This window comes from Flavobacterium sp. RSP49 (genome assembly GCF_003968735.1).
Classification (GTDB): Bacteria; Bacteroidota; Bacteroidia; order Flavobacteriales; family Flavobacteriaceae; genus Flavobacterium.
The window spans coordinates 1-26,204 of sequence record NZ_RYDN01000007.1 but is presented as its reverse complement, the minus strand read 5'-3'; the positions used below and the strand labels follow the sequence as shown (position 1 = coordinate 26,204).

Below are 26,204 nucleotides of genomic sequence, written 5' to 3'. Positions count from 1 at the left end.
TTACACTCTTTTGAAACATTTCCTATTTCTTGTATTGGTTCTTACCTTTTTTACGGCTTGTAAATCAACTTCCCCGATAACCAACTCGAAAAAAGCAGACCCAAAAGAGCAATCCATTCAATCCGAAAAAAGGAAAGTACAACGTCTGGTCGAACAATTAATCGATGCCGCTGCTGAAAACATTGGTGTGAAATACAGATATGGCGGGACAACAAAATCAGGTTTTGACTGTTCCGGCTTGATGGTCAACATCTTTGATTCAAATGAAATAAGTCTGCCTCGCACCTCGATTCAACAATCAAAACACGGTATTATCTTAGATCATGAACAAGAAAAAGCTAAAAAAGGGGATCTGATATTCTTTAAAACCAAGAAAAACCGACAAATAAACCACGTAGGAATAGTCATTGAAGTCAATGAAGACGAGATAAAATTCATTCATGCGTCGACCTCAAGAGGCGTTATAATTTCCTCCACAAAAGAAGTGTATTACAAAACCAGATTTGCTCAACTCAACAGGGTTTTATAGCTCGAGTTCTTCATTACTAATCTCTGTGTTTCTATTTCTACCTATTTTCAAAAAAAATAAATTCGTTACGTACTAAAAATATGTACTTTAGAGTCATGAAAGTACTACAATTTCCTTTGGCAAGAATAACAATTGGGTTTGTTTCAGGACTTCTTTTCGCTTTTTACCTTCATCCTCCATTAGTAGCAGTCATTGTTATACTTTTAACCGCTATGAGTCTCTTTGGGGTGTTGTTTTTTTTATCCAAAAAAAGCAACACCCGTACCGCTTATTTTGGTATTGCCACTTATTTTTTGTCTTTTATCATTGGAACCACTACACAAGTAACCCACACGGATTATTTTCAAAAAGACAACTACACCCACAATACAAATGCTTTTGAGCAGCCTCATTCTATTTCTGTTGTTGTAAGAGAAAAGCTAAAAAGCTCCTTATTTAGCGACCGTTATATAGTCCTTGTCAACCATATTAATGAAAAAGAACAGTCTGGCCGATTGCTCCTTAACGTTCAAAAAATTCATTTAAACCCCGTATTTGCAGCAGGAACCCCTTTGCTAATCAAAGGCACGTTGTCAAGGAATAAACAACCTATGAATCCGAATCAATTTGACTACGGCAAATACCTTGAAAACAAACAAATCTATGCACAACTGTTTGCTGCTGGTGATGAAATAAAAATTGGAAATAAAACAGCGAAAAATATCTGGTACTATTCTTCAAAATTGAGAACGCGAATTATTCGGAATTTAGAAAAAAACAACTTCAATAAAACGGAATTGAATGTTGCCATTGCTCTGATCATGGGGCAACAACAAGATATTTCACCTGATATCATACGGGATTACCAGTATGCGGGAGCCGTACATATTTTATCCGTTTCAGGACTGCATATTGGCTTCATTTTGCTTTTTGTAACTTATATTCTAAAGCCTATTCCAAATACAAAAAAGGGCTCGTTCCTTAAACTACTCCTTATTCTGGCATCTTTGTCTATTTTTGGTATAATTGCAGGTTTAGCACCATCAGTAGTTCGCTCGGTGACTATGTTTTCCTTTGTGGCTATTGGGAATCATCTGCGCAGAAGCGTCAATATTTACCATACTTTATTAGTTTCTGTGTTATTGATTTTGTTTTTTGAGCCTTCGTTTCTATTTGACGTTGGTTTTCAGTTGAGTTACATTGCTTTGTTTTTCATTATTTGGTTGCAACCTCTTTTGGCCTCTGTGTGGCAACCAGAAAACAAAGCTTCAAAATACGTCTGGAACATTCTCACCGTTTCCTTGGCGGCGCAAATAGGTACTTTACCCCTGAGTATTTATTATTTTCATCAGTTTCCGGGTTTGTTTTTTGTGACCAATCTAATCATTATTCCAGTACTGAGTTTCATAATGATAGTAGGCGTTTTGGTAATGATTTTGGCCGCATTTGACCTTATTCCGGTTTTTCTCTCCCACCTGCTGGAAACCAGTATTTACTATTTAAACAAAATTATCAACGCAATAGCTTCGATAGAACAGTTTATAATTCAAGATATTCCGCTTAATTTATACCTGTTACTCAGCAGTTATTTAGCTCTAATAAGCCTTGTCATTTGGTTTAAAAAACCAACTTTCCACAAATTAGCAATCGCTTTAACTTGTATTATAGTTGTGCAATTTTCTTGTTTTACAACCCATTGGAACGTGCAAAACGAGCAGGAATTTATTGTTTTCAACAGCCGAAAGAATACCTTGATCACTGAACGAAATGGAGCAAATATCATTGTTTACGCCAATGACAGTCTTTTAAAAACGGCACAAGAAAACAGTCTTATAAAATCCTATCGCATTGGAAACCTGAGCACTTTACGACAGAAAAAAGAACTCCGAAATTTCCTGTATTTTAAAGGCGAAAAAATATTTATTGTAGACCATTCCGGAGTGTATCCCAAAAACATCAATCCGGATGTTATTGTATTGACACAATCCTCTAAAATAAATATGGACCGCCTACTCCAAATAATGAAGCCAAAATTAGTTGTGGCTGATGCGTCCAACTTTAAATCCATACAAAAACAATGGAAAGCCAGTTGCGAGAAACAGAAAATCCCTTTTCACGCAACAGGCGAAAAGGGATTTTATAAATTGAATTAATATATTATTTTTTCAAAAAACCATTTGCAACTGCTAACCAGGCTGCTGGTCCGCCGGCTACATACCCCGTACTGCCAATACCTTCAAAATTGACTTTCCCTTCTTTTGTAGTACCATTTGCGAGTATAATAGTTGGAAACCCTTGTATGCCAAAAATTTGTTGTAATTCATTATTCTGCTTTTTTACCTCTTCAGTCTGTGGTACTCGTCTTGGATAATCTAATTCGACCAAAACGACATTTTCTTTTGCCCAAGCTGCAAATTCAGGAGTCTTCAAGACCTCTTTTTGTAACCGGATGCACCAACCACACCAATCGCTTCCGGTAAAAAACATTAATAATGGTTTTTTAGTTAAGGCTGAAACTTCAAGAGCCTTACTGACATTAGTCTCCCACACTAATTCTTGTGCTTCAGCAGCAAACGAACCAACTAACAATAACAACGTTATTATACCTTTCTTCATATCTATATTATTTACGGTGAACAAATCAAAAACGATGCCTAAAATTTATCGAACACCATGCATTAATTTCTTAATTATTGGAGTCATCAAAACAGAGAACAAAGCAACTACAATAGAGATAATAGTCAACATCCAAAAGAAGTAACTCAATCCGTGTTCATTGGCGATTTTATCAATGTTTTCACCAAACATCCCTGCACCTTTCATACCAATTGCTACTGCTAAGTACCAAACTCCAAACATAAAGGCAATCATACGGGCAGGAACTAATTTACTTACATACGACAATCCTACCGGTGAGATACACAGCTCTGCCATTGTATGGAAAAGATAGACTAAAATCAACCATATCATACTTACTGAAGCTGTTTTTGCACCCGCTTCGATTCCGCTTGCCCCAAAAGCGACACAAGCCATACCAAGCGCTAGCAATGCCATTCCGATTCCGTATTTTAAATTTGCAGAAGGATTGTATTTACTTTCCCACCATTTTGAAAACAATGGAGCCAAAGAGATTATGAATAACGAGTTTAAAGTAGAAAACCAAGTGGCAGGAACTTCTGTCAATGCAGTAGTTACTTTATCAATTTTCAATGCTTGCAATGTTGAATCTGATAAAGTAAGATAACCCGCAGTGTAATAATCTTTAGTCAACATCCATAGTGCTATTCCCCAAATAATTATAAAACTGACACTAAGGATCATATTTGCAACAGCATAAAGTTTAAATGTTTGCTTAAATAATAAAATTAAAACCCCGGTAATAATAACCAACGGTAAAATAGTAATTAACGAATTAATCACTAAAAACACCACACTCCAATTGCCTGTTAAAACACGATCCGTATAATCACTAGCAAAAATGGTCAAACTGTTTGGTGACTGCTCAAAAATTGCCCAAAAGAAAATGGTAAGAAAGGCAAAAAAGGTAACCGCTATTAATTTTTCTTTAGTAATTTTAGAATATTGAGTAAATCTATAAATTAACAATACAATAAATACAAGTAGAGCTGAAGCAATTGCAATCGCATTTCCATTAGGACCTAAGAAAGAAAAAATATTTATTTTGCCCCCGGATATTTTTGAAGCAGGATCATTTATAAGCCATAATAATGCTAATATAGAAGAGAAGGCTATTGCTGCCAATTGTATTGGCGAAAAAGGATTTCTTTTGTCAGTATCTAATGCTTCTGCTTTCGCTTTGCTTTCTTTATTTGGTTTTAAACCAATATCTCCAAAGATATCCTGAGACAGCCAAAACTGCAACATTCCAAAGAACATAAAAATTCCGGCTAAACCAAAACCGTAAGTCCAACCCACTTTTTCCCCTAAATAACCGCAAAGTAAAATCCCAAAGAACGCTCCGGCATTAACTCCCATATAAAACAAAGTATACGCGCCATCTTTCTTTTCAGGACGGTCTTTGTACATTTCAGATACGATAGAGGTCATGTTGGGTTTAAAAAAACCATTCCCAAAAACCAACAATACTAATCCTAAATAAATAGAGAATTCTGTTTCAACAGCCATAGAAGCATGCCCCAAAGTCATTAAGCTTGCCCCAACAACAACAGCCCATCTAAAACCAATTACTTTATCCGCAAAATACCCCCCTAACATTGTGGACAAATAAACCAATCCTACATAGGATCCAAATAAGGCAGAAGCATTTTCGCGAGTCCATTCCCAACCACCATCTGTAAAGGAAGCGGTTAAAAATAATATCAACAAAGAACGCATTCCGTAGAATGAAAATCGTTCCCACATTTCTGTGAAAAACAAAACGAACAATCCCGCAGGATGTCCTAATACGGTATTCTTAAAAAATTGATCTGTTGTATTTTCACTCATCCTATTAATTGTTTAATTCCTTATCAACTCCGTGCATTAATTTTTTGATTACTGGTGAAAGCAGCAGTAAAACAACCCCAAAACCAAGCCCTGTATAAAATAAATATTCAAAAAGCACTAAATAACTCTGCTTTGCTAAATTTAAATCAGGTGCTGTACCATTTGAGGTGTCTACCGAAGCAATATTTGCTAAAATAGACGCAATAAATTCAGAACTGGCTGTTGCCAAAAACCAAACGCCCATCATAAACCCAACGATTTTTACCGGAGATAATTTGGTTACCGCAGAAAGTCCAACTGGTGACAAACTCAATTCTCCACAAGTATGTAAAAAATAAGCCAATATTAGCCAAATCGCTGCTACTTTTCCAGCACCAGAAAGGTTTATTCCCATCACTAATGCTCCAAAACCTAAACCTACTAATGCTAATGCTAATGCAAATTTTACAGCTGTATTTGGATTGTATTTCCCTAATTTCGGCCATATCCAAGCAAAGACAGGCGCTAGCAATATTATAAACAAGGCATTAAAACTTAAGAACTGCCCGGCAGAAACTTCATAACCAAATATAGTTCGGTCTAAAATCCGGTCAGCAAATAAATTCATGGAAGTATACGCTTGTTCAAACAATGCCCAGAAGACAATAGTAAATACGATCAGAATAGTTAACGCAATCAACTGATCACGTGCTTTACCATCGAGTTGTGTAGCTGCGTAATAAACAATATAAATAAAAGAAATTCCACCCGCAATTTTTAAAGCCCATGAAACTGCATCGTGATTTTGGACCATTTGCCAAAACAATACCGTTGACAAAACACTTCCAATATAAATCAACCACTCATTTTTAAATCCAAAAGATTTGTTTTCTAGGAAAGAAGGGTTGTTTGATTCTCCTTTTCCCATCAATAATTTTCTGCCGGATATAAAAGTCAATAGTCCAAAAAACATTCCGACACCAGCTGCACCAAAACCATAACTCCAACCGTACGTTTCGCCCAACCAAACACATATTAGCGTAGCCATAAAAGACCCTAAGTTGATTCCCATATAAAACAACGTGAATCCAGAATCTCTTCGTTTATCGCCTTTTTCATATAATTCTCCAACTAATGAAGAGATATTGGCTTTCAGAAAACCAACCCCGACAATGATTAACGATAATGAAAAGTAAAATATTTGCAAGGCGGTTTCGTCCCGTGTAATTGCGCCGGTAATGGATTGTGTGGCAGCATTTCCTTCATAAGCCATTCCTATATGACCCAACACCAACATAATCCCACCAAAAACAATGGCTTTTCTAAATCCCAGATATTTATCAGCAATAAAACCGCCTAACACTGGAACGGCATACACTAAAGCAGCGTAACTACCAATTAATAGATTTCCTGAAGTATCCGAAAACAAATGGTACTTTGTCAAGTAAAAAATCAACAATGCTTTCATACCGTAGAACGAAAACCGTTCCCACATTTCGGTAAAAAACAATATAAAAAGCGCTTTTGGATGTCCAAAAAAATCTTTTTTAATCAATGCGTCGTTCGTCATAAAGCGCTGTTATAAATTTTCTTTGATGAAATTAGTCATTTTTGTGTACAATTGAATTCTGGTTTTCCCACCATAAATTCCGTGATTATTGTCCGGGTAAATTTGGGAATCAAATTGTTTATTAGCCTGAATCAAAGCTTCCATCATCTGCATGGAGTTTTGAACGTGCACATTATCATCTCCTGAACCGTGTATCAAAAGGAATTTCCCTTTCAATTTATCTACATGATTTATTGGGGAATTATCATCGTATCCGCTAGCATTTTCTTGTGGGGTCTGCATGTAGCGTTCCGTGTACACACTGTCATAAAAACGCCAGTTCGTCACAGGAGCTACAGCAATTGCCATTTTGAACGTATCATTTCCTTTCATGATGCAATTAGACGCCATAAAACCACCATACGACCAGCCAAATATACCAATTCTAGCCTTATCAACAAATGCGTAATTTCCTATTACTTTAGCAGCATCAATTTGATCTTCTACTTCGTATTTCCCTAGTTGTAATTGTGTTACTTTCTTGAAATCAGCTCCTTTAAAGCCAGTTCCGCGCCCGTCAACACAAGCTACAATATATCCTTGTTGTGACAGCATCATAAACCAATAATCATCAGTGCTGTTCCACTCATTGTTTACTTGCTGGGAACCCGGACCCGAATATTGGTACATGAAAACAGGATATTTTTTAGTTGGGTCAAAATCTTTTGGTTTAATCATCCAAGCATTGAGCTCATTCCCTTTTGCTGTTTTTAAAACAAAAAACTCTTTAGCCGGTAAATTATAGCTTTTTAGTTTCGTAGCCAATGATTCATTGTTTTCAATAACTTGTACTTGTTTTCCAGCCTTGGCCTCGTTCAATGTATACGTCGGAGGTAGAGACGCACTAGAAAACGTGTTAATGTAGTATTGGAAATTCGGACTGAATGTTGCCGCATTAGTTCCTGTATTTTGTGACAAACGGACTTTGTTTTTTCCGTCAAGACCTATTCTATAAACATCTCTGTTAATAGATCCGTTTTCTACCGACTGATAGAAAACTGTATTTGTTTTTTCGTCTAAACCGTAATAATTCGTCACTTCCCATTTTCCTTTGGTCAGTTGGTTTTTCGATTTTCCATTTTTATCATATAAATAAATATGATTGAAACCGTCTTTTTCGCTGGTCCAAATAAAACTGTTGTCTTTCAAGAAAGTCAAGTTATCTGTCACATCAACGTAGGCTTTGTCTTTTTCGTTCAAAACTACTTTTACAGCTCCTGAATTTCCATCGATAAACAACAAATCCAAATTGTTTTGGTGGCGATTCAATACCTGTGCTGATAGTGTATTCTCATCATTTGTCCATTTCATTCTGGCAATATAAAAATCGTTATAATTCCCAAGATTTATGTTTTTTACTGCATTCAAATTTACATCATAAATATGTAAAGAAACTAGAGCATTCTTCTCCCCGGCTTTTGGATATTTGAACGTTTGCATCGTTGGGTACAAGTCTTTTCCAAACATTGACATTGAAAATTCCGGAACCTGACTTTCGTCAAAACGTATGTAGGCTACTTTTTTGCTGTCAGCACTCCAGTCAAAAGCCTTTACAAAAGCAAATTCTTCTTCGTAAACCCAATCCGTAATACCATTAATAATACTGTTTTTTTGTCCGTCTGTAGTTATTGGAGTTGATTTATCAGCAACTAAATCATGTACATACAGATTATTTTCTTTGGCGTATGCAATCTTTTTCCCATCAGGTGAAAAAGTAGGCTCCTGAACGGGAGAATCGAATAGTTTTCTTAATTTCTTATTGGCGATGTCATATAAATAGTAATCCGCTGTAAAGGAGTGGCGGAAGATTTGATTGGTATTGCAAGCCAATAGAATCATTTTTTCTGAAGCGTCAAACGTATAACTGTCAATCCCTCCTGATAATTCGGCGTACGATTTTGTATCTATTAATGTGGACACTTTTTTTAAAGTTGCAAAATCATACAAATCAATCTGCATGCTTCTGGACTGTCTGTCGGTATTCAAAACCGTATATTGATTTGTGTTTTTCAACGACTGCAATTCATCCATGCCTTGCGCCCGAAAAGTGCCGTGATAAATGGCATCAATGGTGATTTTTTGCTGCCCTGCAACTGCAAAACAAACGAATAAAAATAATGCAATAATTTTTCTTGAATACATGATATTTATTTAAATATAAAAACCGGTAATTTTAGTGAAAAATTTACAATAATTTCACATTATATGTGTTAAATCTTAAAAACAATATTTTAAACCCCCTTTTATTGAGGATAATAGGATTGCTACTAAAACGGCTAAAACCGTATATTTGCATTTAATTATACTATAATCAATTGAAAATGAATAAGGCCATTAGCGGATTTTCTAAACTATCCAAAGAAGAAAAAATTAAATGGATTGCCGATCAATATTTTTCAACACCCACAGAAGCCATCGCCTTGCTGAAAAACTACTGGAATTCTGATGAAAAAATACAGAAATTACACGATGAATTCATCGAAAATACGATAACAAATTTCTACATACCGCTTGGAGTTGCTCCTAATTTCCTGATTAATGGAAAATACAGCACGATTCCCATGGCTATTGAAGAAAGCTCTGTGGTTGCCGCTGCCGCAAAAGCTGCTAAATTTTGGTCTACGCGTGGCGGATTTAAAGCAACCGTAATCAATACCGAAAAAATTGGTCAGGTTCATTTTATTTATAAAGGTGATGTTTCAAAATTGAATTTGTTTTTTGTCCAACACAAAAATAAATTCTTTTCAGAAACCGAGTCGATTACCACAAATATGCAAAAACGTGGTGGCGGAATTTTAGATATTATTTTAAAAGACAAAACCGATTTATTGCCCCATTATTTCCAGCTGCATGCCACTTTTGAAACCAAAGACAGCATGGGCGCTAATTTTATCAATTCGTGTCTGGAACAGTTTGCTAAAACCTTAAAAGAAGAGGTCCAAAACTATAGTCTATTCACCGAATCAGAAAAAGAGATTGAAGTAGTAATGAGTATCCTTTCGAATTACGTTCCTAATTGTATCGTAAGAGCCGAAGTTTCTTGTCCGATTGCTGACTTGGAAGAAAAACACATTTTAAATCCTCAAGAATTTGCAGAGAAATTTGTGCAAGCCGTACAAATCGCCGAAGTCGAGCCTTACAGAGCCGTTACGCATAACAAAGGAATCATGAACGGAGTAGATGCAGTAGTTTTGGCAACTGGGAATGATTTCCGCGCTGTCGAAGCCGGAATTCATGCCTATGCTTCGCGAAACGGAAAATACTCCAGTCTTTCCCACGCCAAAATAGAAAATGGTATTTTTACTTTTTGGCTAGAAATCCCTTTAGCAGTAGGAACGGTTGGTGGTTTGACTTCCTTACATCCATTGGTAAAATTATCCTTAGAAATGTTAGAAAAACCTTCTGCCAAGGAATTAATGCAGTTTGTAGCCGTAGCCGGTTTAGCTCAAAACTTTGCGGCATTGCGTTCTTTGACTACCACAGGAATTCAGGAAGGACACATGAAAATGCATTTAAATAACATCATCAACCAATTTGAAGCTACTGATGAAGAACGTATTTTAATCCAGAAACATTTTAGAAAAAATGCCGTTTCGCATAGTGCTGTGGTCACCTATATTGAAAGTTTAAGAAAATAATTTTATCTTGAAGCAACAAAGAATAAGGTTGCTTCGTTCCTCGCAAAGACAATGAAGAAAACATTTTACAGTAACGGAAAACTTTTAATCACAGGAGAATATCTTGTCCTTGATGGCGCCAAGGCCTTTGCATTACCCACAAAAATGGGGCAAAACCTCATTATAGAAAAGGGAAATAATAAGGAAATCATCTGGAAAAGTTATGATGCAGATGGAAGTATTTGGTTTGAAGACACCCTTTTATTTTCTGATATTTCAAAGGAAGTTCAAACTAAAAATGAATCGGTCAAGGCTACACTTACTACCATTTTACACGAAGCATTTAAACTAAACCCGAATTTCATTTTAAATTCAGAGGGATACACAATCACGACTGAACTTAGCTTTCCCAAAAGCTGGGGTTTGGGCACGTCATCGACTTTGATAAACAACATTGCTCAGTGGTTAGACATCGATGCTTTTACATTGCTTAAAAACAGTTTTGGAGGTAGTGGTTATGATATTGCCTGTGCGCAAAACGACACCCCTATTGTATATCATCTGGAAAAAGGTACTCCTATTGTTGAAAAAGTATCTTTTAATCCGGATTTTACTAACGATCTTTACTTTGTCTATCTGAATAAAAAGCAAAGCAGCAAAAGCGCAATAGCAGCCTACGATATGAATAAAAAGAATAATCTCCCGAGAACGATTGCTTTAAATGACGTGATAACCTCTGAAGTTTTGAATGCGACTACAATTCAATCTTTTGCTGCAGCACTACAAAAACACGAAGTACAAATGAGTATTGTTCTGGAAACACAAACGATAAAAGAGTCTTTGTTTCCAGATTTCAATGGCGTGATAAAAAGCCTGGGAGCTTGGGGAGGCGATTTTGTAATGGCAATTGCAATTGAAAATCCAACTGACTATTTTATTTCAAAAGGATATGAAACTATAATTTCTTATGATGAAATGATTTTACCATAATTATTTGTATAAATAGTCATAGCGGTAAAAAAAGCTGTCGAAAAGCAAAATCCCGATACATTCAGCATGTATCGGGATTTTTATTGTGATTACTTACGCTTTGACTAGTAATTGAATTCTTGTCTGTTGTCTTCAATTTTAGCATTTCCTTTCAAGGCAGGAACTACTCTATTAGCATCTGAAGCGCTTTGTTCTTTTAATTTAGAAACATAAGAAGCATGGCTTTTCAATGCTGGCGCTTTTACAGTGCTATTGTTTTTCACTACATAAACACCTGTGTTTCCTTCAATTGGAGCTGACATTTTATTTGCTGCCAAAGCAAATGCATTTCCTACTACACTTGGCTCTTGACCAACACCTGGCAACATCGTGTTTAGCATTGTCAAGTCAGTAGCTTGTTGTACGGTAGCTCCTACTGCTTTCGCGATTGCTTCCAGCGAAGAACCTGTCATTTTTGCCTTTATCAATGCTGCTTTTTTCTTGTTTTTTAGTATTTGTTCCACATAAGGTCTCGCCACAGAAACAGCTACTAAACCAGAATTGTCAATACTCTTTAATTTTGCAATTACGTGACCTACATTAGCCACTTCAAATCTTTTTACAGCACCTACTTTTACTCCTTTTTCAAAAGCCCAACGAACGATTGATCTTTGATTTCCTAAAGTTCCAAAGTTTTCGTCCATCCCTTTTACAGAAACAGCCGGAGCTACTACAAGCCCCATATCTTTTGCAACTTTGTTAAAATCTTTGTCCACAGCATCCATTTCTAATTTAGTTGCCTGCGTAAACATTTTATCTGAAGTGGCCTCAGATGCTTCTATTTTCTGAGCTACAGTAGCCAAACGAATTCCGTCTTGCTTATCAGTAACTTTGATAATATGAAATCCAAAAGGCGTTTCTACTAACCCTATTTTCCCAATACTGCTATTGAAGACAAAATCATTAAATGGTTTTACCATTTGGTTTGGACCAAAATAACCCAAATCTCCCCCTTGTTGCGAAGATGAATCATCAGAAGCTGTGAAAGCTAACATCAAGAAACTATCCGGACTGGCAGTAACTTGTGCTAAAATACTTTCTGCTTTTGCTTTTGCTTCTTCTTTTGTTCTTTTTTCCTTTTGATTTGGAACTTGAGTCCCTTCATAACTGATCAAAATATGACTTGCTTTTGCATTCACACCTGATTTCATTCCCATTGATTTTGAAATACAGAAATATTTCCCGTATATGTAAGGCCCATAAACGGCTCCAGGAGCAAGATTAAATAATTTATCCGCATCAATTGCAGGCAAATCTTTTTTGGCCACATAAGACGAATCATAAGGAACATCTGAATTTGAATTCACAAACTCAATTGTATTAGTTGCTGCTCTGAATCCTGGTAAGGTATCATTTTTTCCGGTAGCTTGATTGTATACTACTGTTCCGGCTAACAATGCATTTATTTTTGATTTTACTTCGGCTTCATCAGCTGGTGAGGCTTTGTCTTCAATCAAGACATATTCTACTTCACGAGATTCTTCTGCTTTGAATTTTTTTTCATTTTTCTTCATATAATCAACAATTTCAGCATCAGTCACTTTTACTTGACTGTCTTTGATTGTTGAATATAATCCGGCAACATAAGCAAAGTTTACTTTATTTGCTTCCATCTCATACTGCAACTTGCCTTCGCTCTCCGTTGTAAAAACGGCCGCTTTAATTAATGTAGTATATATTTGATATTTAGCATTAAGATCTGCATCTTTTTCTCTGTCTTTCAAAAACTGAGCTTGGGCAGGGTTTGCTTTGAAATATTCTTTAAATTTTGCAATATCAAAAACACCGGCTGCATTCAAAAACAATGGATTCCCACCAATATTTTGATCGCCTTTCAGCACTTCTAATAGGTGTTTTTCACCTACTCGTAATCCTAATTTTTCAAATTCAGCCGTTAGCAAAGCAACCGAAACTTCTTGTTCCCATACTCTGTTAGCCGCTTCAGTTGAAGTAATTCCTTGACCACTTTTTTCAACATTACTTACTTTAACTCTAAAATCTTCAAATGAAATATCTTTCCCGTCAATGCTTCCTACATCTTTTGATGTACTGCTGAAACCTCCACTGCTAAATATATCACCTATGATAAATGCTACTAAACAAAACCCAATAACTAAGATCAGAAGAAGCGAGCGTTGTCTAATTTTTTGTAATAATGCCATTTTATTGTTGTTAAATTTTATATTCAGGTTGCGAAAATACAATTATCTAATTAATAATTATAGTAGTAGCGTTTTATTTTATAAGAAATTTCAATTTTACAAAAAAAACTACTCTAGCATGGTCATATTTACTAATTCTATTTTCTTATTTGTTGCTTCTTCAATTACAAAACGATACGCTCCAATGGTGATAACCGCTCCATTTTGAGGAATTTCAGTAGTGAAATTCACAATAAACCCACCAAGTGTTCCATACGAATCACTTTCCGGAATAGCCAGTTTATAGGTGTCATTAAGGTACTCGACGTCTAACCGGGCTGAGAAAACGTATTCGCCATCACTGAGTTCTTTTTCAATCAATTCTTCATCTGAATCGTGTTCATCTTCAATTTCACCAAAAAGCTCTTCCACAATATCCTCTACGGTAATAATTCCGGAGGTGCCGCCGTATTCATCTAATACAATAGCTACACTTTTACGTTTTTTGATCAGCAAACTCATCGCATCTTTGATAAAGATTGTTTCCGGAACAAATTCTACCGGAATCACAATATCCTTGATACTATCTGGTTTTTTGAACATATCAAAGGAATGCACGTAGCCTACAATGTCATCGAGTGAATTTTGAAACACCACTATTTTAGAATAGCCTGTTTCTATAAACAATTCTCGGAGATCTATAATGGTATCCGACAAGTCAATGGCCATAATTTCAGTACGAGGATTCATTACATCTCTGGCTTTGACTCCTGAAAATTCTAATGCGTTTTGAAACATCAGAATTTCAGAATCCATGGCGTCATCATCTTCAACACTGCTCATTTGTTCCGTAATGTAATTCCCCAGCTCAATTTTACTAAAATAAAGCTGCACATTATCACCTTCGGTTTTGAAGAATTTTATCAAAACAAAATCAGAAACCCAAATAAAAAATGCAGCTATAAAATAGAAAACACTAAAAAAGAAATAGGCGGGAATTGCAAAAAACTTAAATAGAAAATTGGCATAAATTTGAAAAAAAACTTTTGGCAAAAACTCTGCGGTAATCAGCACAATGATAGTAGAAATTATGGTTTGAATTAATAAACCCAAGAAATCCGAAAACTGAAACCCCAGAGTAACAAACCAGCGCATCAATAATTCGCCCATAAAAAAACCGTAGACCACCATGGTGACATTATTCCCAATGAGCATGGCTACGATAAACTTGGAGGGCTTTTCAGTAAGCTTTGTCAGTATTCTGGAAACAAAACCGCCTTGTTTTTTTTCAATTTCAAGATATATTTTATTTGAAGAGACAAACGCTATCTCCATTCCTGAAAAAAAAGCACTTAGTATTAGACACAAAAAAATAACACTAATTTCCATGAATTAGGATTTTTTGTTTCGGTCTTCAAATTTTTTAGCAAATTTTCTTCTAAAGAAAAACATAAAAACGGCTAATCCGGCAATCATGAAACTCAACCACGGATTTCCTCCCTCGGTATTTAACTTTATGAGGCCATCGTAAATAAAATAGGCTCCAAAAACAAGATAAACGTATTGTGTGTATTTTAAGTAGTTCATAGGGTGTTGTGTTATTCAGCGGTTTCGAGTTCGCCGGTTATTTTTTGAGAATTAATCACTTTGAAATCCTTGCTAAAATCGATTCCTTGTCCATTTGAAACACCTTTGGGGTCTGTTAATTTAAACCTTCTTTCGGTAAAAAACCACTCATTCCTTTGGTCAAAATAAAGTTGCTCTGTTTCTAACAGCTGTCCATTTTCAGTAGAGATCCTTACTTTTCCCTGCAGATCAATTACTGCAGTTCCTTTGTAAGAAATGGCATAATTTGATTTGATAAATGTTTTCTTCCCTTTTTTGTCAAATAAAGTAACATCAATCCCTTTTGGGAATTCCGTAAAAGGAAAGCTCACGTTAGAATAATCTAACATTTTAGAGCTGATCAAAATGGATGTAATCCTTCCTGAATCTGTATATTTGAGATTTACCATATCAGCATCACTACTGGGAACAAACTCGGAGAAATTTATTTTTTGTATTTCCTTAAAATTACTTTCGCACCCCAAAAAAAGCGCCCCGGCGAAAACCGTGATCCCTAATTTGATATAATATTTTTTGACTACTGTCATAAGTTGGCCTGGACGAAAAAATTGGAGAAAGTACTTCTTTTTATTCTAGTTGAATTTTCTTCTGATAAACCATTGGTCATTAAGAGAAAAACTCACACTTACATTGGCGTAATTTTCTTGAACTAAATTAGATGCTGTAGTTCCTTTTTTGCCTAATTCAAATCCAATATTCACATTAGAGAACTGACCTGTTAGTGGCAATCCAACGCCTAGAGTTAATCCCATATCATCGATGGATTCTGAATTGATCACCATTCCGGTTTTTTCAAATCTCAAACCACCTCGGTATGTAATCCTTTTTGTATAGCTTGTAAACGAGTTGTAATTAGGAATATAATATCCTCCAATGCTGTATTTCGAATGCTTCTCGTAGGTAACATTTGGCATTGAATTAAAATTATTTGCCAACGACCCTGCATCCTGTAGCGTCACACCAATGCCTACGAGCCATTTTCTGGCCTGGCCAAAACCTGCTGCTAATGCTAATGTGCTCGGCATTTTCAAATTAACTTGGCTCTTTACATCATCCAGCGCATCTACAACCACCACATCAAAATTAGAACTAAAAACCACTGTCGAAATATTCCTGTTGTTTTTAGACACCAATGTATTTTCCAGCGTATAATTTGCACTACTAAAAAAAGAGATTTTTTTATAGATTTTAGTCTGATACATCATCCCTACATTAAAATTCACCCCAGACAAATCAATCGTATTCAATTCTCTGGTTCCAACAGGAACTCCACTAATGAATTCAAGGTTATTAGATTCAATTTTTCCAAAATTATACTGCACATCGGCACCTACACTAAAATTTGGTGTCACTTTATACCCTACTCCTAAAAAGGCCTTGTTCAAACCACCAGTACCATTGAAACGCTTGCTGTTTTGCGAGGGATCAGTAGCAATAGATTGTATTTTATATCCTACCGATGAATACGGAATTAATCCAAAACCCAACCCAAACTTACCGATAGGCAAACCCACGGCCAGGTAATCCAGAGTCGTTCTTCTTGTATTTGCGGCTTCAGTGTCTGTTTTCATTTTTGTGGTCGCTTGCGTACCACCCAGGGTAAAAGTGGTTAGTTTAAGACTTGCATAACTGGCTGGATTTTGCAAGTTCATGTGTATACTATCTTGTTCAATGGCTATTCCTGCCATCGAACGGTTTTCCAACGTTCCTTTGAACCTAACATCTCCTATTCCATAAAAAGAATACGGAGAGGCTGTCCCTTCTTGAGCAAAAGACACTAATGATAAAAGCAAACAGGCGCTTATTATAATTTTTTTAATCATTTTTGGTTTTATGTTGAAATGTTTGGCTTAAACTTTCCAGAAGAAAATTTGAATTGGCAAATATGGTATTTTTTAATCGTTTAGCCAAAAAATCTGTGTCTCCACCCGTTAAAATTATTATAAAATTTAAATACCGTGCTTTATATTGATTTATAAACCCGTCAATCTCATAAACTAAACCGTTTACCACTCCGGAATGAATCGATTCTGAAGTTGATTTCCCAATCAAATCTTCCGGAATCCCCAGAGACAATAAAGGTAATTTTGCGGTGTAGTGATGCAATGCTTCATAGCGCAATCGCAGTCCCGGCGAGATCGCTCCCCCTAAATAATTATTTTCCTGATCTATAAAATCATAGGTAATGCAAGTTCCGGCATCAATGACCAGCCGGTTTTGATCCGGATACCGGAGCGTAGCCCCTGCAGCAAGAACCATACGGTCAATTCCCAAAGTTTGTGGCGTTGCGTATTTATTTTGGAACGGAAAAGAATCCTTATTCGAGATAAAATGCACTTTTATCTCTTTATCGAAAGCTAAAAACGGCTGTTTTCCGAGATCTCCAACTGAAGAAACCACCAAATCAGTTGTTTTTTTAAAGTTTTTTAAAATATTTTTAATATTTTTTTCCAATTCAATTTGGCTAAAAATAAAAACCTCCAAAAGCATAGCGCCCTCAAAAACAGCGGCTTTAATTCTGGTATTTCCCACATCAACTACTAAAATCATAATTTCTTTTTTGATGGGACAAAGGTACGAATTGATTTTTTTTTAAAATTGTTTTGGATAAACTAAAAATCATACTATATTTGCACCCGCATTAGCGAGGTACCTTAGCTCAGATGGTAGAGCAATGGACTGAAAATCCATGTGTCCCTGGTTCGATCCCTGGAGGTACCACAAAACCCACTCAAACGAGTGGGTTTTTTGTTTTTATACAAAATCAAAAACAACTTTGTTCAAGACTTGATCTAAAACACATTCCTTTCGTCCTTGCGCAACGCAGTATTACAAGAAACAAAATACTCGTACAGCAATAAAATTCCCCCTCAAAAGACCTCATAAAAGCGCCTTCGTTTCTGGAATCAGTAGTTCTCTCTTGTTTCCAAAAAAATATTTTATTCCGTGTACAAACTCCATAAAAACAGCCCGCACTCTCGTTTAATGCATTGCCTCCATATTCTTTTAATTAAAAACAAATAGGCCTAATTGCAAAAAACACAATCGCACACAAACCCTTTCCTGTCTTTTTAATAATTCCCCTACAAAAAGATTACGCTTCTCTGTTTGCAAAAAACACTTTTTAAATAAGTAGGAGAATGAGGCTTATAAAAGGATCAACACATACCCATGAAAAATAAAGACAGAGTAAAAAGAGGTCCTTTTACAATTTAGCTTTGCATTTTTTTTCCGGCAGCAACAGCTCCCACAGTCGCTTTATCTCCCACATTTGAATTGAAAGAAAAAACAGGTATTCCAATACGGATTTCAAAAATCATACCGAGCATCGCCCAGTGGCCATGATACAACTACAACTGGTTTTGGCGTCTTGTAAAGATTTATTTCTTGCTTTCCTCACAAAAAAGGTTCTCAGAATTATCAAAGAGTACTGACAACAAGGAGAAGAATACTCTTATTTTGATGTTTTTATCGGACTACACTGTTCTTTTTTCCTATATTTACTAAAAACCAAACTTCCTTTTTTGCCGGAACAAGCAAATTATGACCAATTGTAACACCAAGAATTAGTTGCCTGTATGCCTTTTCTCTTGAATTAAATAAAAATTAGCGATACCATTACACTATGAAAAAAATTTCCCTGTTACTGCTTTTTATTGCCACGCTGCAAGCCACTATTGCTCAAAACGGAACAGAACCCGTACACCTTACAGATCTGCTAAAAATTAAAACCATCAACAACGTCACACTAACTAAAGACGGAACAAAAGTGGCCTTTACCCTGACCACTATCGAGCCAGACCAGACTAGTACGGAGGATTATAAGTATCGAACCCAGATATATAGCGCATCCACGGCAAACACAGCCGCTCCGTTGCAGTTGACTACTAGCAAAGAAGGTGCTACAAAACCCGCATGGAGTCCAGACGGAAAGCAGCTTGCTTTTACGCGCTCCGTAGAAGACAAATCTCAAGTTTTTATTTTATCCCTTGATGGAGGAGAATCTATGCAATTGACCAGCCATAAGTACGGCGCAAACAACCCAAAATGGTCTCCAGATGGCAAAAAAATACTTTTTTCATCAAGTCTTTCTCTACAAGAATTAATTGCAGACTCTATCCTAAACAAATCACATGACATACCAACTTGGGCCATGGAAAAACCTGGTTTTACCAATAATGAACATTTGTTACCCAATAGCGACAAACCAAACCCAAATGGGAGCTTATCCCAGATAAGAGCCTATCTTGAAAAAAATGCCGTGGATAAAAAAGCAATCGTCCTAAACAAATTAAACTTTCAAAGTGAGTCGGCTATCTCATCCGAAATGAATTACAATCATTTCTTTGATATCAATGTGACTAAAGATGCTGTGCCACGGCTGCTCACAAAAGGATTTTATAGTTTTACCAATGCTGACTATACTCCAGACGGCAAACAACTCATTTTCTCGGGCGATATGGACACCGCAGAAAATCCGGATCGCTCTTTAGAAAGCGAAATTTATTTAGCGGATAGTGATGGGACTAATTTAAAAATGATCTTAGGCGAAAAGGACAAAAGATACAGCAATGCCTCCGTATCGAATTCCGGAAAATGGCTTGCCTTTCTTTTTAGTTCTACTTCTTTCGTCTCAGTCCCTATCTTAGCAATAATGCCAATAAACGGAACCGAAAAAGACATTATAACGATCCCATTTGATCGCAATAAAACAAATCTCATTTGGAGTACTGATGACAAACACCTCTACTTCACTGGACAAAGCAATGGTGGAAATGTCCTGAACAAAGTCACTATTGCCACCAGAAAAGTAGATTCTTTATCGAGCAGTGAGATTGGCATTACCAGTTTTGACATTGCAAACAAAACCCTTGTTTATTCTAAAACAGCGATTTCAAATCCATCCGAACTGTATTTTTCCACTACGGATTTCAAAAAAGAAAGAAAAGCCAGTACTTTTAATGATTGGGTGCAAACTAAAAAATTATCCTTCCCTGAAAAGAAAACGTTTGTCAACGATTTAGGGATGACCATTGAGTATTGGGTAATGAAGCCTGCCAACTACCAAGCAGGAGAAAAATACCCTTTGTTGCTGGAAATTCATGGAGGGCCATCTGCTATGTGGGGACCAGGTGAAGAAAGCATGTGGCACGAATACCAATATTTTTGTAGCAAAGGATATGGTGTAGTGTATAGCAATCCTAGGGGTTCCGGCGGTTATGGTTTAGATTTTTTACGGGGTAACATCAATGACTGGGGCAAAGGTCCTGCAAGCGATGTGCTGACCGCTTTAGATAAAACTATCGATCAAGGCTGGGCTGATCCCGATAAACTATTGATAACCGGAGGTTCTTATGCTGGTTACCTGACGGCTTGGATTATCAGCCATGACAATCGATTCAAAGCCGCCTGCGCACAACGTGGCGTGTACGACCTGAACACCTTTTTTGGCGAAGGGAATGCCTGGAGACTGGTTCCTAATTATTTTGGCGGCTATCCGTGGGAACCCAAAGTGAAAGAAATTCTGGCGAGAGAATCCCCTTTGACATACGTTGAAAACATCAAGACACCATTTATTATTTTTCACGGGGGCAATGACCGTCGTACGGGATTCGTTCAGGGAGAAATGATGTATCGCAGTCTCAAGGTTCTGGGGCGTCCAGTTGAATATGTCGTCCATCCAGGAGCAACACACGAAATCACTCGCAATGGCGACAACAGACAGCGAATGGATCAAATGTTGCGAACCTATGAATTCTTTGAAAGATGGATTACTAAAAAATAAAAAACTCAATTTTAAAATTACGTAGAATAAAAAAATTAAATTAAGTACGTTTATATAAGTATTAACCCGTTGGGTGCAATTATTCAAAACGTCAGTTCGAGGGTTTTTTGTGTAGTAAAACGGAACAAAAAATGTATCGAGAACCGTTTTTAATACTAATTTTCTAGTTCTCGATATAATCCCGCCCAAAAGCGGGATCACTCGAACTGACGAAAATTATCATCAAAAATTAATTGCACCCAACGGGTTAAATATTAATACTTGTATTTACGTAACAATACTTAATTAATTGGATTATGATTAAAGTAACAGTAGTCGGAAACGGCATCCTAGGATACAAGTTTTGCGAAAAATTTATTACAAAACCTGGACAGGAAAAACATCAAATTACCGTATTTGGAGAAGAGCCCAGACGCGCGTATGATAGCGTTCACTTATGTGAATACTTGGTTCAAGGCCGGAAAAATAAGTAATTTTCCAAGCAATAGAGGCGGTTGCCTCAAATACAAAGACAAGCAAATTGCCATCATCAACTTTGAACGCAAAAAAGAATGGTATGCTTGTCAAAACGCCTGCCCTAATAAAATGGAAATGGCTCTTTCCAGAGGAATGTTGAGTTCTATGCGAGATATTCCCAAAACAGCCTGCCACTTGCACAAAAGAACTTTTTCACTTGTGGACGGTACCAATTTAAATGGAGACGATCTAAAAATTGCGACTTATCCTGAAAAAATTATAGGTAACGAGGTATTCGTTGGCTTTTTGGATTAATTATGTATCTTTGATTTTAAACCTTTCAAATGACAATCTTACAATTCCAAAATGCCAGCGCATGGATTGATGCAGAAAATGCACAAGATCCAAATCATGAAATAGACCACTCTGTTTCGCAGCCAAAGGAACTATTGTACTCTAATCGAATGTACGAAAGGCTGATGGATTTTTATCCAAATGCATCCGAAGCTGTTCAAATTTCGGCCAAAGCACAACACATTTGCCGATGGAAAATGCCCCGAGAATCCTATCCAATGGATCGAGTGGGCTATTTAAAATGGCGCGAAGATTTGAAAAAATTTCACGCTAAAACCACTGCTGAAATTTTAGAAAAAGCAGGATATTCCACAGCATTTATTGCACGGGTTTCTTTCCTTATCGAAAAAAAATTACTCAAAAAAGATATCGAAACACAACTCCTTGAAGATGTAATTTGTTTGGTGTTTATGGAATTTTATTTGGATCCTTTTGTTCAAAAACACGACCGAGAGAAAATGAAAAATATTATCTTGAAAACCTGGAATAAAATGTCTGAAAAAGGACAACAGGAAGCCCTAAAAATAAAATTTAGCGCTGAAAATTTCGATTTGATAAAAGAAGCGCTTGGTTTGTAAATCGACATGCTTATGAAAAACAGAGCCACAGCATCTGTTGACAAAGACACCTTCAAAAATCTAAGACGATTCTATCTATTTGCTTTATTGACTATTGCGGTTACGGTTCTGTTAAGTCAACTTCTAATTCAGTCCAACCTCAACCGTCAGTTGAGCGATTCTAAAATAATCAATATTTAGGTTCAACACAAAATGCAGCAAGAAATGGATGGTAAATTAAAAATGATAGTACTGATGGCTTTTGTATTATTTTGTAGTTGTAAAAAACAAAATAATATAAAAAATAATGGTAAAGAATTAATCGTTCAAAATATAAATATTTTAATAGATTCTGTTGAATATTTTGATATGAGTAAAGTGCCACGCCCTGAAAAATTTAAGAATATTAAAATTGAAAAAATTACAGTTGGTTTATTAGATTCTATTTTAATTGAAAAAATAGATTTTAATAAATCTAAAAAAATTAATAAAACTAGTTTTTTACAATTCAATATTAAAGATAGCGACTTAGTCGATTTTAGATCAGATTATAAAATTAATATAGTCAAAATAAATAATTATGATATTAATATCCTGTTTGTAAGGTTTTCAAATTTAACTATCAATGAAAATGAAGCAAGTGTTATTGTTACAAAAGTAATTGGCATAAGTATGATTAAAAACAGGTATTATTTTAAAAATAAAAAAGGAGTATGGGTTTTTATTAGGAAAGAATTACTAGGTATGGGTTAATAAGTACTCGATCTTGTCGTTAGTGGACTCAATCACGCAATGCATCAGATGGATGGTCCAAATGATGAATATGACCAAGAAGGCAGAAAAGTTACTAAAGAATCTTTAGGAATTAAAAAAGGAGATTCTTCAGAAACTATGATGGGAAAATTAATGAAAGGTATGAGACCCGGAGATTATATAGATGGTGGCGATTTAGACTTTTTGAATTCCAAAATTGGACTCATTCTTGATAAAGCTACAATGTCCCCAAATGGCACTTTGCAATTAGACAGAACGTTTGCAGGAAGAATTGCAGGAGTTGGAACTGATGCTAAATTAAGTATTAAAGCACAGACTTTAAACGGAATGAAAGGTTACGACTTTAAACTGACAGGAGTTTCTACAACTAAAATTTATACATCAGGTTTTGTAAATGATAATAAACTATATTTTTATGAAAAAGGCAAGTTATTTTCTGCACCAATTAAATAGTGATAAGAAAGCCCTAGCTTTTTGTTTACTTATCTTTTTTGTAAATCTTTTGTATTTGTATCAAAATAATGATAATTATTTTATTTTGGGTTACGGTTATGGATTAGAAAAAATAATAAATTTAAATGAAACATCAAGTCCAATTATAGACATCAATGTTTTTTTCTTGAGAGTATTTAGTTACCTTGGGAATATGATTTTCTTTAATTTTATTTTTCTAATGATTTACAATCTTGTTTTTAAAACATTTAAGCCTTGTAAAATAGAAACATTATTTATTTATTTTATAAATATTCTATTAATATTAGGGATTTTATATTTTTATATAATGATGGTCTAATTAAAATATTTCACTAAAAAGCCGAGCGATGCTCGGCTTTTCTATTTTACATCGTGAAGTACGTTTTGCAGAGCGTCTTTAAGTTTTCTTTTACCAATAAAGGCATCGAGCATAATATAAATAGTTTGTTTTTCTTCTTCGTTTAAACTTTCCATAAGCGATACTTTTTCCATAATCGATTTATCGAAAGAATTTATTTCTTTGAGTTCTTCGGTAGAAGCAAATAAATCAGATAATGAAACGCCCATAGCATTTGCAATACGTTCTAGAGTTGCAACAGAAGGGTCAGTTTTTCCATTTTCAATACGGCTATATTGTGCTTTGTCAATACTTGCCCCTGCTAGTCCAAGCAGAAATTAATAGAAAGGCTAGCGCGATGCCTCTGGCTCGTGCCCAGAAGCGCTATCAGACAAAATTAAACTACATCCTTAAATAAGTTGTAGTTTTTTGTTTTAGGTAGAATACAAATTGGCGTTGGGTGGCAATAGAACGCCGTCATTTTGATGCTTGGGGAAATTTAGCTAAATTGCAACAAAATGGAGTAGCTATAGCTTTACCAACAGATGGTACTAGCGCGCGACTAATGATGATGGACAGAGGCTACACCAGCCACGAGCATTTAGCAGAAGTTGGATTGATACACATGAACGGTCGTTTATATGATCCTGTTTTACGTTCTTTTTTAATGCCAGATAATTTTATCCAGCAACCGGAGAATACCCAAAACTACAACCGCTATGCGTATGTGTTGAACAACCCACTAATGTATACCGATCCTAGTGGGGAAATAATTCCTTTTTTGGTTGCAGTTGCTATTGGCGCAGCTGTTTCAGCTACCGTTTATACTTTAACTGCTCTAATGAGCGATGTACCTTTTAGTGTTGGTGGCTTGCTAAAAGCCACTTTTATAGGAGCAGCTAGTGCAGCAGTAACTTTTGGTATAGGTAGTGCTTCTACAGCATTGTTTACTAATTTCTTTTCACAAGCAGCTTTTCAAGCTGTTGCTCATGGCACTTTTCAAGGAACAGTGACAGCTATAAGTGGTGGAAAGTTTTGGTCTGGTTTTGCAGCAGGAGCACTGAGTAGTATTGCGAGTAGTGCTTGGGGAGGAGGTACTAGCCAAACGGAAGGTTTTTCAGCAGAAAACAATTGGGCTTACGGTGCAAAAACAATTCATCATGCAGGTTTAGGTGCAGGAACAGGTACCGCAGGCATGATCGCTTTTGGAACAGTTTCTGGTGGTGCCGGTGCAGCATTAACTGGAGGAAACTTTTGGCAAGGTGCGGTTACAGGATTGGTGGTTAGTGGACTGAATCACGCAATGCATCAAATACAGGAAAAACAAGACCTAGATGCCTTTGCAAAAGAAAAATTTGGAGCAGACTACAAATCCAAGTATGGCGTGAAATCTCTTAAATGGGGTAGTCAGATGCCTAAAAAAGGAATATTAACAATTGATGGTATGGCTAAATACAATGCTAATTCAGAAATGATTACGGTTGGAGGTGATGAAGCAGGAGGTTTTAGTTTAAACGGAACAACATATATTTCAGATAGTGTCAGAAGTTATGGATCTGAATTTTTAGAAGCAACCATAGGTCACGAATTTGTACACGATTATCACAATAAAATTTTTAATGGTAATTACAATCATAGTGCTTCCGAATATGCAGCATATAAATATTCAATAAATTATATGAAGAATAGCAGTACCTTAAAGATGAATGTAGGAACCTATATCAATTATCAAAGTATGTATTCTAATGGAGGAAATAAATACAACAGGGTACCGGGTCTTTTACCTTAAATAAAATATATATGAAAAAGTTATTATTTATAATCTTTATTTGTTTGTTAACAATGAGTTATAAACGAGTAAGTAATTTGCAAAATATAGCGTTCTATTATTTTGGATATGAAAGAGAAGTTTTTTTAAATAATCTTGTTTTACTTCAATTTGAAATAGAAAACAAGATGAATGACACAATTTATTTATCTAAAAAAAACATCCGTTTAAGGATTTTTAAAGATAAAAAAGAAATCAATGAAGATAAACTTCCAACATATTTGCCGTTTATTAAACCAACAAAAGCAAAAAAAGAATTTAAATGTGAGGAAAAAGATAAATACGAAAGATATTTAGGGAATTTAAAACTCAAGTTTGCTAATAAACTGTACGAGAAAAATTTTGGTTCTAATACTTCTTACAAAGACTCTAAAGATTTTATTATTGAAAGTATAGTTAACGATTGTATTGTTTTAATGCCAAATGAATCAATAGATTACAGTAGTGGTTTTTATTCTAAAAAATTTGACAAAGCTTGTAAAGTATCTGTAAAATATTTAGATAGTAAAAGGTTTACTTATTTTATAGATGATAGTGGAAAAAAGATTGATATTAACAATTAAATTTATTAAAAACCCGATCGCGCATTCTATGATAAAAAACAAGCGATATTTTAAAAATTAGCAGGCAAATTTATATGTATTTATGTATGGGGTTTGCCTG

General features: G+C 35.6%; 24 protein-coding genes and 1 tRNA gene. 14 read left to right on the top strand and 11 right to left on the bottom strand.

Annotation, left to right across the window (positions count from 1 at the left end):
- Positions 1-10 precede the first annotated feature (10 nt).
- Entirely contained in the window at positions 11-529 is a 519-nt protein-coding gene (locus EKM02_RS05595; protein WP_126452923.1) for a C40 family peptidase, read from the top strand.
- Between the two features lie 95 nt (positions 530-624).
- The gene (locus EKM02_RS05590; protein WP_126453149.1) at positions 625-2,661 is read left to right on the top strand and encodes a ComEC/Rec2 family competence protein; all 2,037 of its coding nucleotides are present in this window, start codon (positions 625-627) and stop codon (positions 2,659-2,661) included.
- Positions 2,662-2,665: 4 nt separating this feature from the next.
- On the opposite strand, the gene EKM02_RS05585 is transcribed toward EKM02_RS05590, so the two are convergent.
- The 4 genes from EKM02_RS05585 to EKM02_RS05570 are packed head-to-tail and all read right to left on the bottom strand — an operon-like array spanning position 2,666 to position 8,705.
- Positions 2,666-3,124: a thioredoxin family protein gene (locus EKM02_RS05585; protein ID WP_126452921.1), complete on the bottom strand. Its 459-nt coding sequence runs from the start codon at positions 3,122-3,124 to the stop codon at positions 2,666-2,668.
- Positions 3,125-3,169: 45 nt separating this feature from the next.
- Complete coding sequence (locus EKM02_RS05580; protein WP_126452919.1) at positions 3,170-4,975, bottom strand: peptide MFS transporter; 1,806 nt, start codon at positions 4,973-4,975, stop codon at positions 3,170-3,172.
- Between the two features lie 4 nt (positions 4,976-4,979).
- The gene (locus tag EKM02_RS05575; protein WP_126452917.1) at positions 4,980-6,524 is read right to left on the bottom strand and encodes a peptide MFS transporter; all 1,545 of its coding nucleotides are present in this window, start codon (positions 6,522-6,524) and stop codon (positions 4,980-4,982) included.
- A gap of 9 nt (positions 6,525-6,533) precedes the next feature.
- The gene (locus EKM02_RS05570; RefSeq protein ID WP_126452915.1) at positions 6,534-8,705 is read right to left on the bottom strand and encodes a S9 family peptidase; all 2,172 of its coding nucleotides are present in this window, start codon (positions 8,703-8,705) and stop codon (positions 6,534-6,536) included.
- Between the two features lie 179 nt (positions 8,706-8,884).
- On the opposite strand from EKM02_RS05570, the gene EKM02_RS05565 reads away from it, so the two are divergent.
- Together EKM02_RS05565 and EKM02_RS05560 are read left to right on the top strand one after the other, a co-directional pair.
- Complete coding sequence (locus EKM02_RS05565; protein ID WP_126452913.1) at positions 8,885-10,201, top strand: hydroxymethylglutaryl-CoA reductase, degradative; 1,317 nt, start codon at positions 8,885-8,887, stop codon at positions 10,199-10,201.
- A 51-nt stretch (positions 10,202-10,252) separates the two neighbouring features.
- A complete protein-coding gene (locus EKM02_RS05560) occupies positions 10,253-11,170 on the top strand; it encodes a GYDIA family GHMP kinase (RefSeq protein WP_126452911.1) in 918 nt (305 codons plus the stop codon).
- A gap of 104 nt (positions 11,171-11,274) precedes the next feature.
- Here the strand turns inward: EKM02_RS05560 and EKM02_RS05555 are convergent, their stop codons facing one another.
- The 6 genes from EKM02_RS05555 to EKM02_RS05530 form a co-directional block, all read right to left on the bottom strand.
- The gene (locus EKM02_RS05555; protein WP_126452909.1) at positions 11,275-13,371 is read right to left on the bottom strand and encodes a peptidylprolyl isomerase; all 2,097 of its coding nucleotides are present in this window, start codon (positions 13,369-13,371) and stop codon (positions 11,275-11,277) included.
- A 108-nt stretch (positions 13,372-13,479) separates the two neighbouring features.
- Complete coding sequence (locus EKM02_RS05550; protein ID WP_126452907.1) at positions 13,480-14,739, bottom strand: hemolysin family protein; 1,260 nt, start codon at positions 14,737-14,739, stop codon at positions 13,480-13,482.
- Between the two features lie 3 nt (positions 14,740-14,742).
- Positions 14,743-14,937: a hypothetical protein gene (locus EKM02_RS05545; protein WP_126452905.1), complete on the bottom strand. Its 195-nt coding sequence runs from the start codon at positions 14,935-14,937 to the stop codon at positions 14,743-14,745.
- An 11-nt stretch (positions 14,938-14,948) separates the two neighbouring features.
- Complete coding sequence (lptC, locus tag EKM02_RS05540; RefSeq protein ID WP_126452903.1) at positions 14,949-15,503, bottom strand: LPS export ABC transporter periplasmic protein LptC; 555 nt, start codon at positions 15,501-15,503, stop codon at positions 14,949-14,951.
- A gap of 45 nt (positions 15,504-15,548) precedes the next feature.
- Entirely contained in the window at positions 15,549-16,799 is a 1,251-nt protein-coding gene (locus EKM02_RS05535) for a hypothetical protein (protein WP_126452901.1), read from the bottom strand.
- On the bottom strand, positions 16,792-17,526 hold the full coding sequence (locus EKM02_RS05530; protein WP_126452899.1) for a type III pantothenate kinase: 735 nt from the start codon (positions 17,524-17,526) through the stop codon (positions 16,792-16,794). The genes EKM02_RS05535 and EKM02_RS05530 overlap by 8 nt, the downstream gene beginning before the upstream one ends.
- Positions 17,527-17,624: 98 nt before the next feature.
- Between EKM02_RS05530 and EKM02_RS05525 the strand changes: the two genes are divergently transcribed.
- From EKM02_RS05525 to EKM02_RS05495, 8 genes are all read left to right on the top strand, one after another.
- Positions 17,625-17,697 (top strand) — tRNA-Phe (locus EKM02_RS05525).
- Between the two features lie 904 nt (positions 17,698-18,601).
- Complete coding sequence (locus EKM02_RS05520) at positions 18,602-20,761, top strand: S9 family peptidase (RefSeq protein ID WP_126452897.1); 2,160 nt, start codon at positions 18,602-18,604, stop codon at positions 20,759-20,761.
- Between the two features lie 420 nt (positions 20,762-21,181).
- Complete coding sequence (locus EKM02_RS05515; RefSeq protein WP_126452895.1) at positions 21,182-21,532, top strand: nitrite reductase (NAD(P)H) small subunit; 351 nt, start codon at positions 21,182-21,184, stop codon at positions 21,530-21,532.
- Between the two features lie 29 nt (positions 21,533-21,561).
- Positions 21,562-22,149, top strand: coding sequence for a DUF4202 domain-containing protein (locus EKM02_RS05510; protein WP_126452893.1), 588 nt, complete (start codon positions 21,562-21,564; stop codon positions 22,147-22,149).
- A 12-nt stretch (positions 22,150-22,161) separates the two neighbouring features.
- Positions 22,162-22,329, top strand: coding sequence for a hypothetical protein (locus tag EKM02_RS14755; protein WP_158614723.1), 168 nt, complete (start codon positions 22,162-22,164; stop codon positions 22,327-22,329).
- 12 nt (positions 22,330-22,341) lie between these two features.
- Positions 22,342-22,881, top strand: a complete 540-nt coding sequence (locus tag EKM02_RS05505) for a hypothetical protein (RefSeq protein WP_126452891.1) — start codon at positions 22,342-22,344, stop codon at positions 22,879-22,881.
- Between the two features lie 39 nt (positions 22,882-22,920).
- Positions 22,921-23,355 (top strand): hypothetical protein, encoded by a 435-nt coding sequence (locus tag EKM02_RS05500; protein WP_126452889.1) that lies wholly within the window; start codon positions 22,921-22,923, stop codon positions 23,353-23,355.
- Positions 23,318-23,695, top strand: a complete 378-nt coding sequence (locus EKM02_RS05495) for a hypothetical protein (RefSeq protein WP_126452887.1) — start codon at positions 23,318-23,320, stop codon at positions 23,693-23,695. The genes EKM02_RS05500 and EKM02_RS05495 overlap by 38 nt, the downstream gene beginning before the upstream one ends.
- Before the next feature lie 41 nt (positions 23,696-23,736).
- Here EKM02_RS05495 and EKM02_RS14870 read toward each other — a convergent pair whose 3' ends face one another.
- On the bottom strand, positions 23,737-24,024 hold the full coding sequence (locus EKM02_RS14870) for a helix-turn-helix domain-containing protein (RefSeq protein ID WP_255416278.1): 288 nt from the start codon (positions 24,022-24,024) through the stop codon (positions 23,737-23,739).
- Between the two features lie 149 nt (positions 24,025-24,173).
- Here EKM02_RS14870 and EKM02_RS05485 point away from each other — a divergent pair, with 149 nt between their 5' ends.
- Complete coding sequence (locus tag EKM02_RS05485; RefSeq protein ID WP_126452883.1) at positions 24,174-25,502, top strand: RHS repeat domain-containing protein; 1,329 nt, start codon at positions 24,174-24,176, stop codon at positions 25,500-25,502.
- Between the two features lie 11 nt (positions 25,503-25,513).
- Positions 25,514-26,104 (top strand): hypothetical protein, encoded by a 591-nt coding sequence (locus tag EKM02_RS05480; protein ID WP_126452881.1) that lies wholly within the window; start codon positions 25,514-25,516, stop codon positions 26,102-26,104.
- The last annotated feature ends 100 nt before the right edge of the window (positions 26,105-26,204 follow it).

Excerpts from the sequence above, each read along its gene's own strand:
- EKM02_RS05590 (WP_126453149.1), top strand. The coding sequence starts at position 625 with ATGAAAGTACTACAATTTCCTTTGGCAAGAATAACAATTGGGTTTGTT.
- EKM02_RS05585 (WP_126452921.1), bottom strand. The coding sequence starts at position 3,124 with ATGAAGAAAGGTATAATAACGTTGTTATTGTTAGTTGGTTCGTTTGCT.
- EKM02_RS05580 (WP_126452919.1), bottom strand. The coding sequence starts at position 4,975 with ATGAGTGAAAATACAACAGATCAATTTTTTAAGAATACCGTATTAGGA.
- EKM02_RS05575 (WP_126452917.1), bottom strand. The coding sequence starts at position 6,524 with ATGACGAACGACGCATTGATTAAAAAAGATTTTTTTGGACATCCAAAA.
- EKM02_RS05570 (WP_126452915.1), bottom strand. The coding sequence starts at position 8,705 with ATGTATTCAAGAAAAATTATTGCATTATTTTTATTCGTTTGTTTTGCA.
- EKM02_RS05565 (WP_126452913.1), top strand. The coding sequence starts at position 8,885 with ATGAATAAGGCCATTAGCGGATTTTCTAAACTATCCAAAGAAGAAAAA.
- EKM02_RS05560 (WP_126452911.1), top strand. The coding sequence starts at position 10,253 with ATGAAGAAAACATTTTACAGTAACGGAAAACTTTTAATCACAGGAGAA.
- EKM02_RS05555 (WP_126452909.1), bottom strand. The coding sequence starts at position 13,371 with ATGGCATTATTACAAAAAATTAGACAACGCTCGCTTCTTCTGATCTTA.
- EKM02_RS05550 (WP_126452907.1), bottom strand. The coding sequence starts at position 14,739 with ATGGAAATTAGTGTTATTTTTTTGTGTCTAATACTAAGTGCTTTTTTT.
- EKM02_RS05545 (WP_126452905.1), bottom strand. The coding sequence starts at position 14,937 with ATGAACTACTTAAAATACACACAATACGTTTATCTTGTTTTTGGAGCC.
- lptC (WP_126452903.1), bottom strand. The coding sequence starts at position 15,503 with ATGACAGTAGTCAAAAAATATTATATCAAATTAGGGATCACGGTTTTC.
- EKM02_RS05535 (WP_126452901.1), bottom strand. The coding sequence starts at position 16,799 with ATGATTAAAAAAATTATAATAAGCGCCTGTTTGCTTTTATCATTAGTG.
- EKM02_RS05530 (WP_126452899.1), bottom strand. The coding sequence starts at position 17,526 with ATGATTTTAGTAGTTGATGTGGGAAATACCAGAATTAAAGCCGCTGTT.
- EKM02_RS05520 (WP_126452897.1), top strand. The coding sequence starts at position 18,602 with ATGAAAAAAATTTCCCTGTTACTGCTTTTTATTGCCACGCTGCAAGCC.
- EKM02_RS05515 (WP_126452895.1), top strand. The coding sequence starts at position 21,182 with ATGATAGCGTTCACTTATGTGAATACTTGGTTCAAGGCCGGAAAAATA.
- EKM02_RS05510 (WP_126452893.1), top strand. The coding sequence starts at position 21,562 with ATGACAATCTTACAATTCCAAAATGCCAGCGCATGGATTGATGCAGAA.
- EKM02_RS14755 (WP_158614723.1), top strand. The coding sequence starts at position 22,162 with ATGAAAAACAGAGCCACAGCATCTGTTGACAAAGACACCTTCAAAAAT.
- EKM02_RS05505 (WP_126452891.1), top strand. The coding sequence starts at position 22,342 with ATGCAGCAAGAAATGGATGGTAAATTAAAAATGATAGTACTGATGGCT.
- EKM02_RS05500 (WP_126452889.1), top strand. The coding sequence starts at position 22,921 with ATGCATCAGATGGATGGTCCAAATGATGAATATGACCAAGAAGGCAGA.
- EKM02_RS05495 (WP_126452887.1), top strand. The coding sequence starts at position 23,318 with ATGAAAAAGGCAAGTTATTTTCTGCACCAATTAAATAGTGATAAGAAA.
- EKM02_RS05480 (WP_126452881.1), top strand. The coding sequence starts at position 25,514 with ATGAAAAAGTTATTATTTATAATCTTTATTTGTTTGTTAACAATGAGT.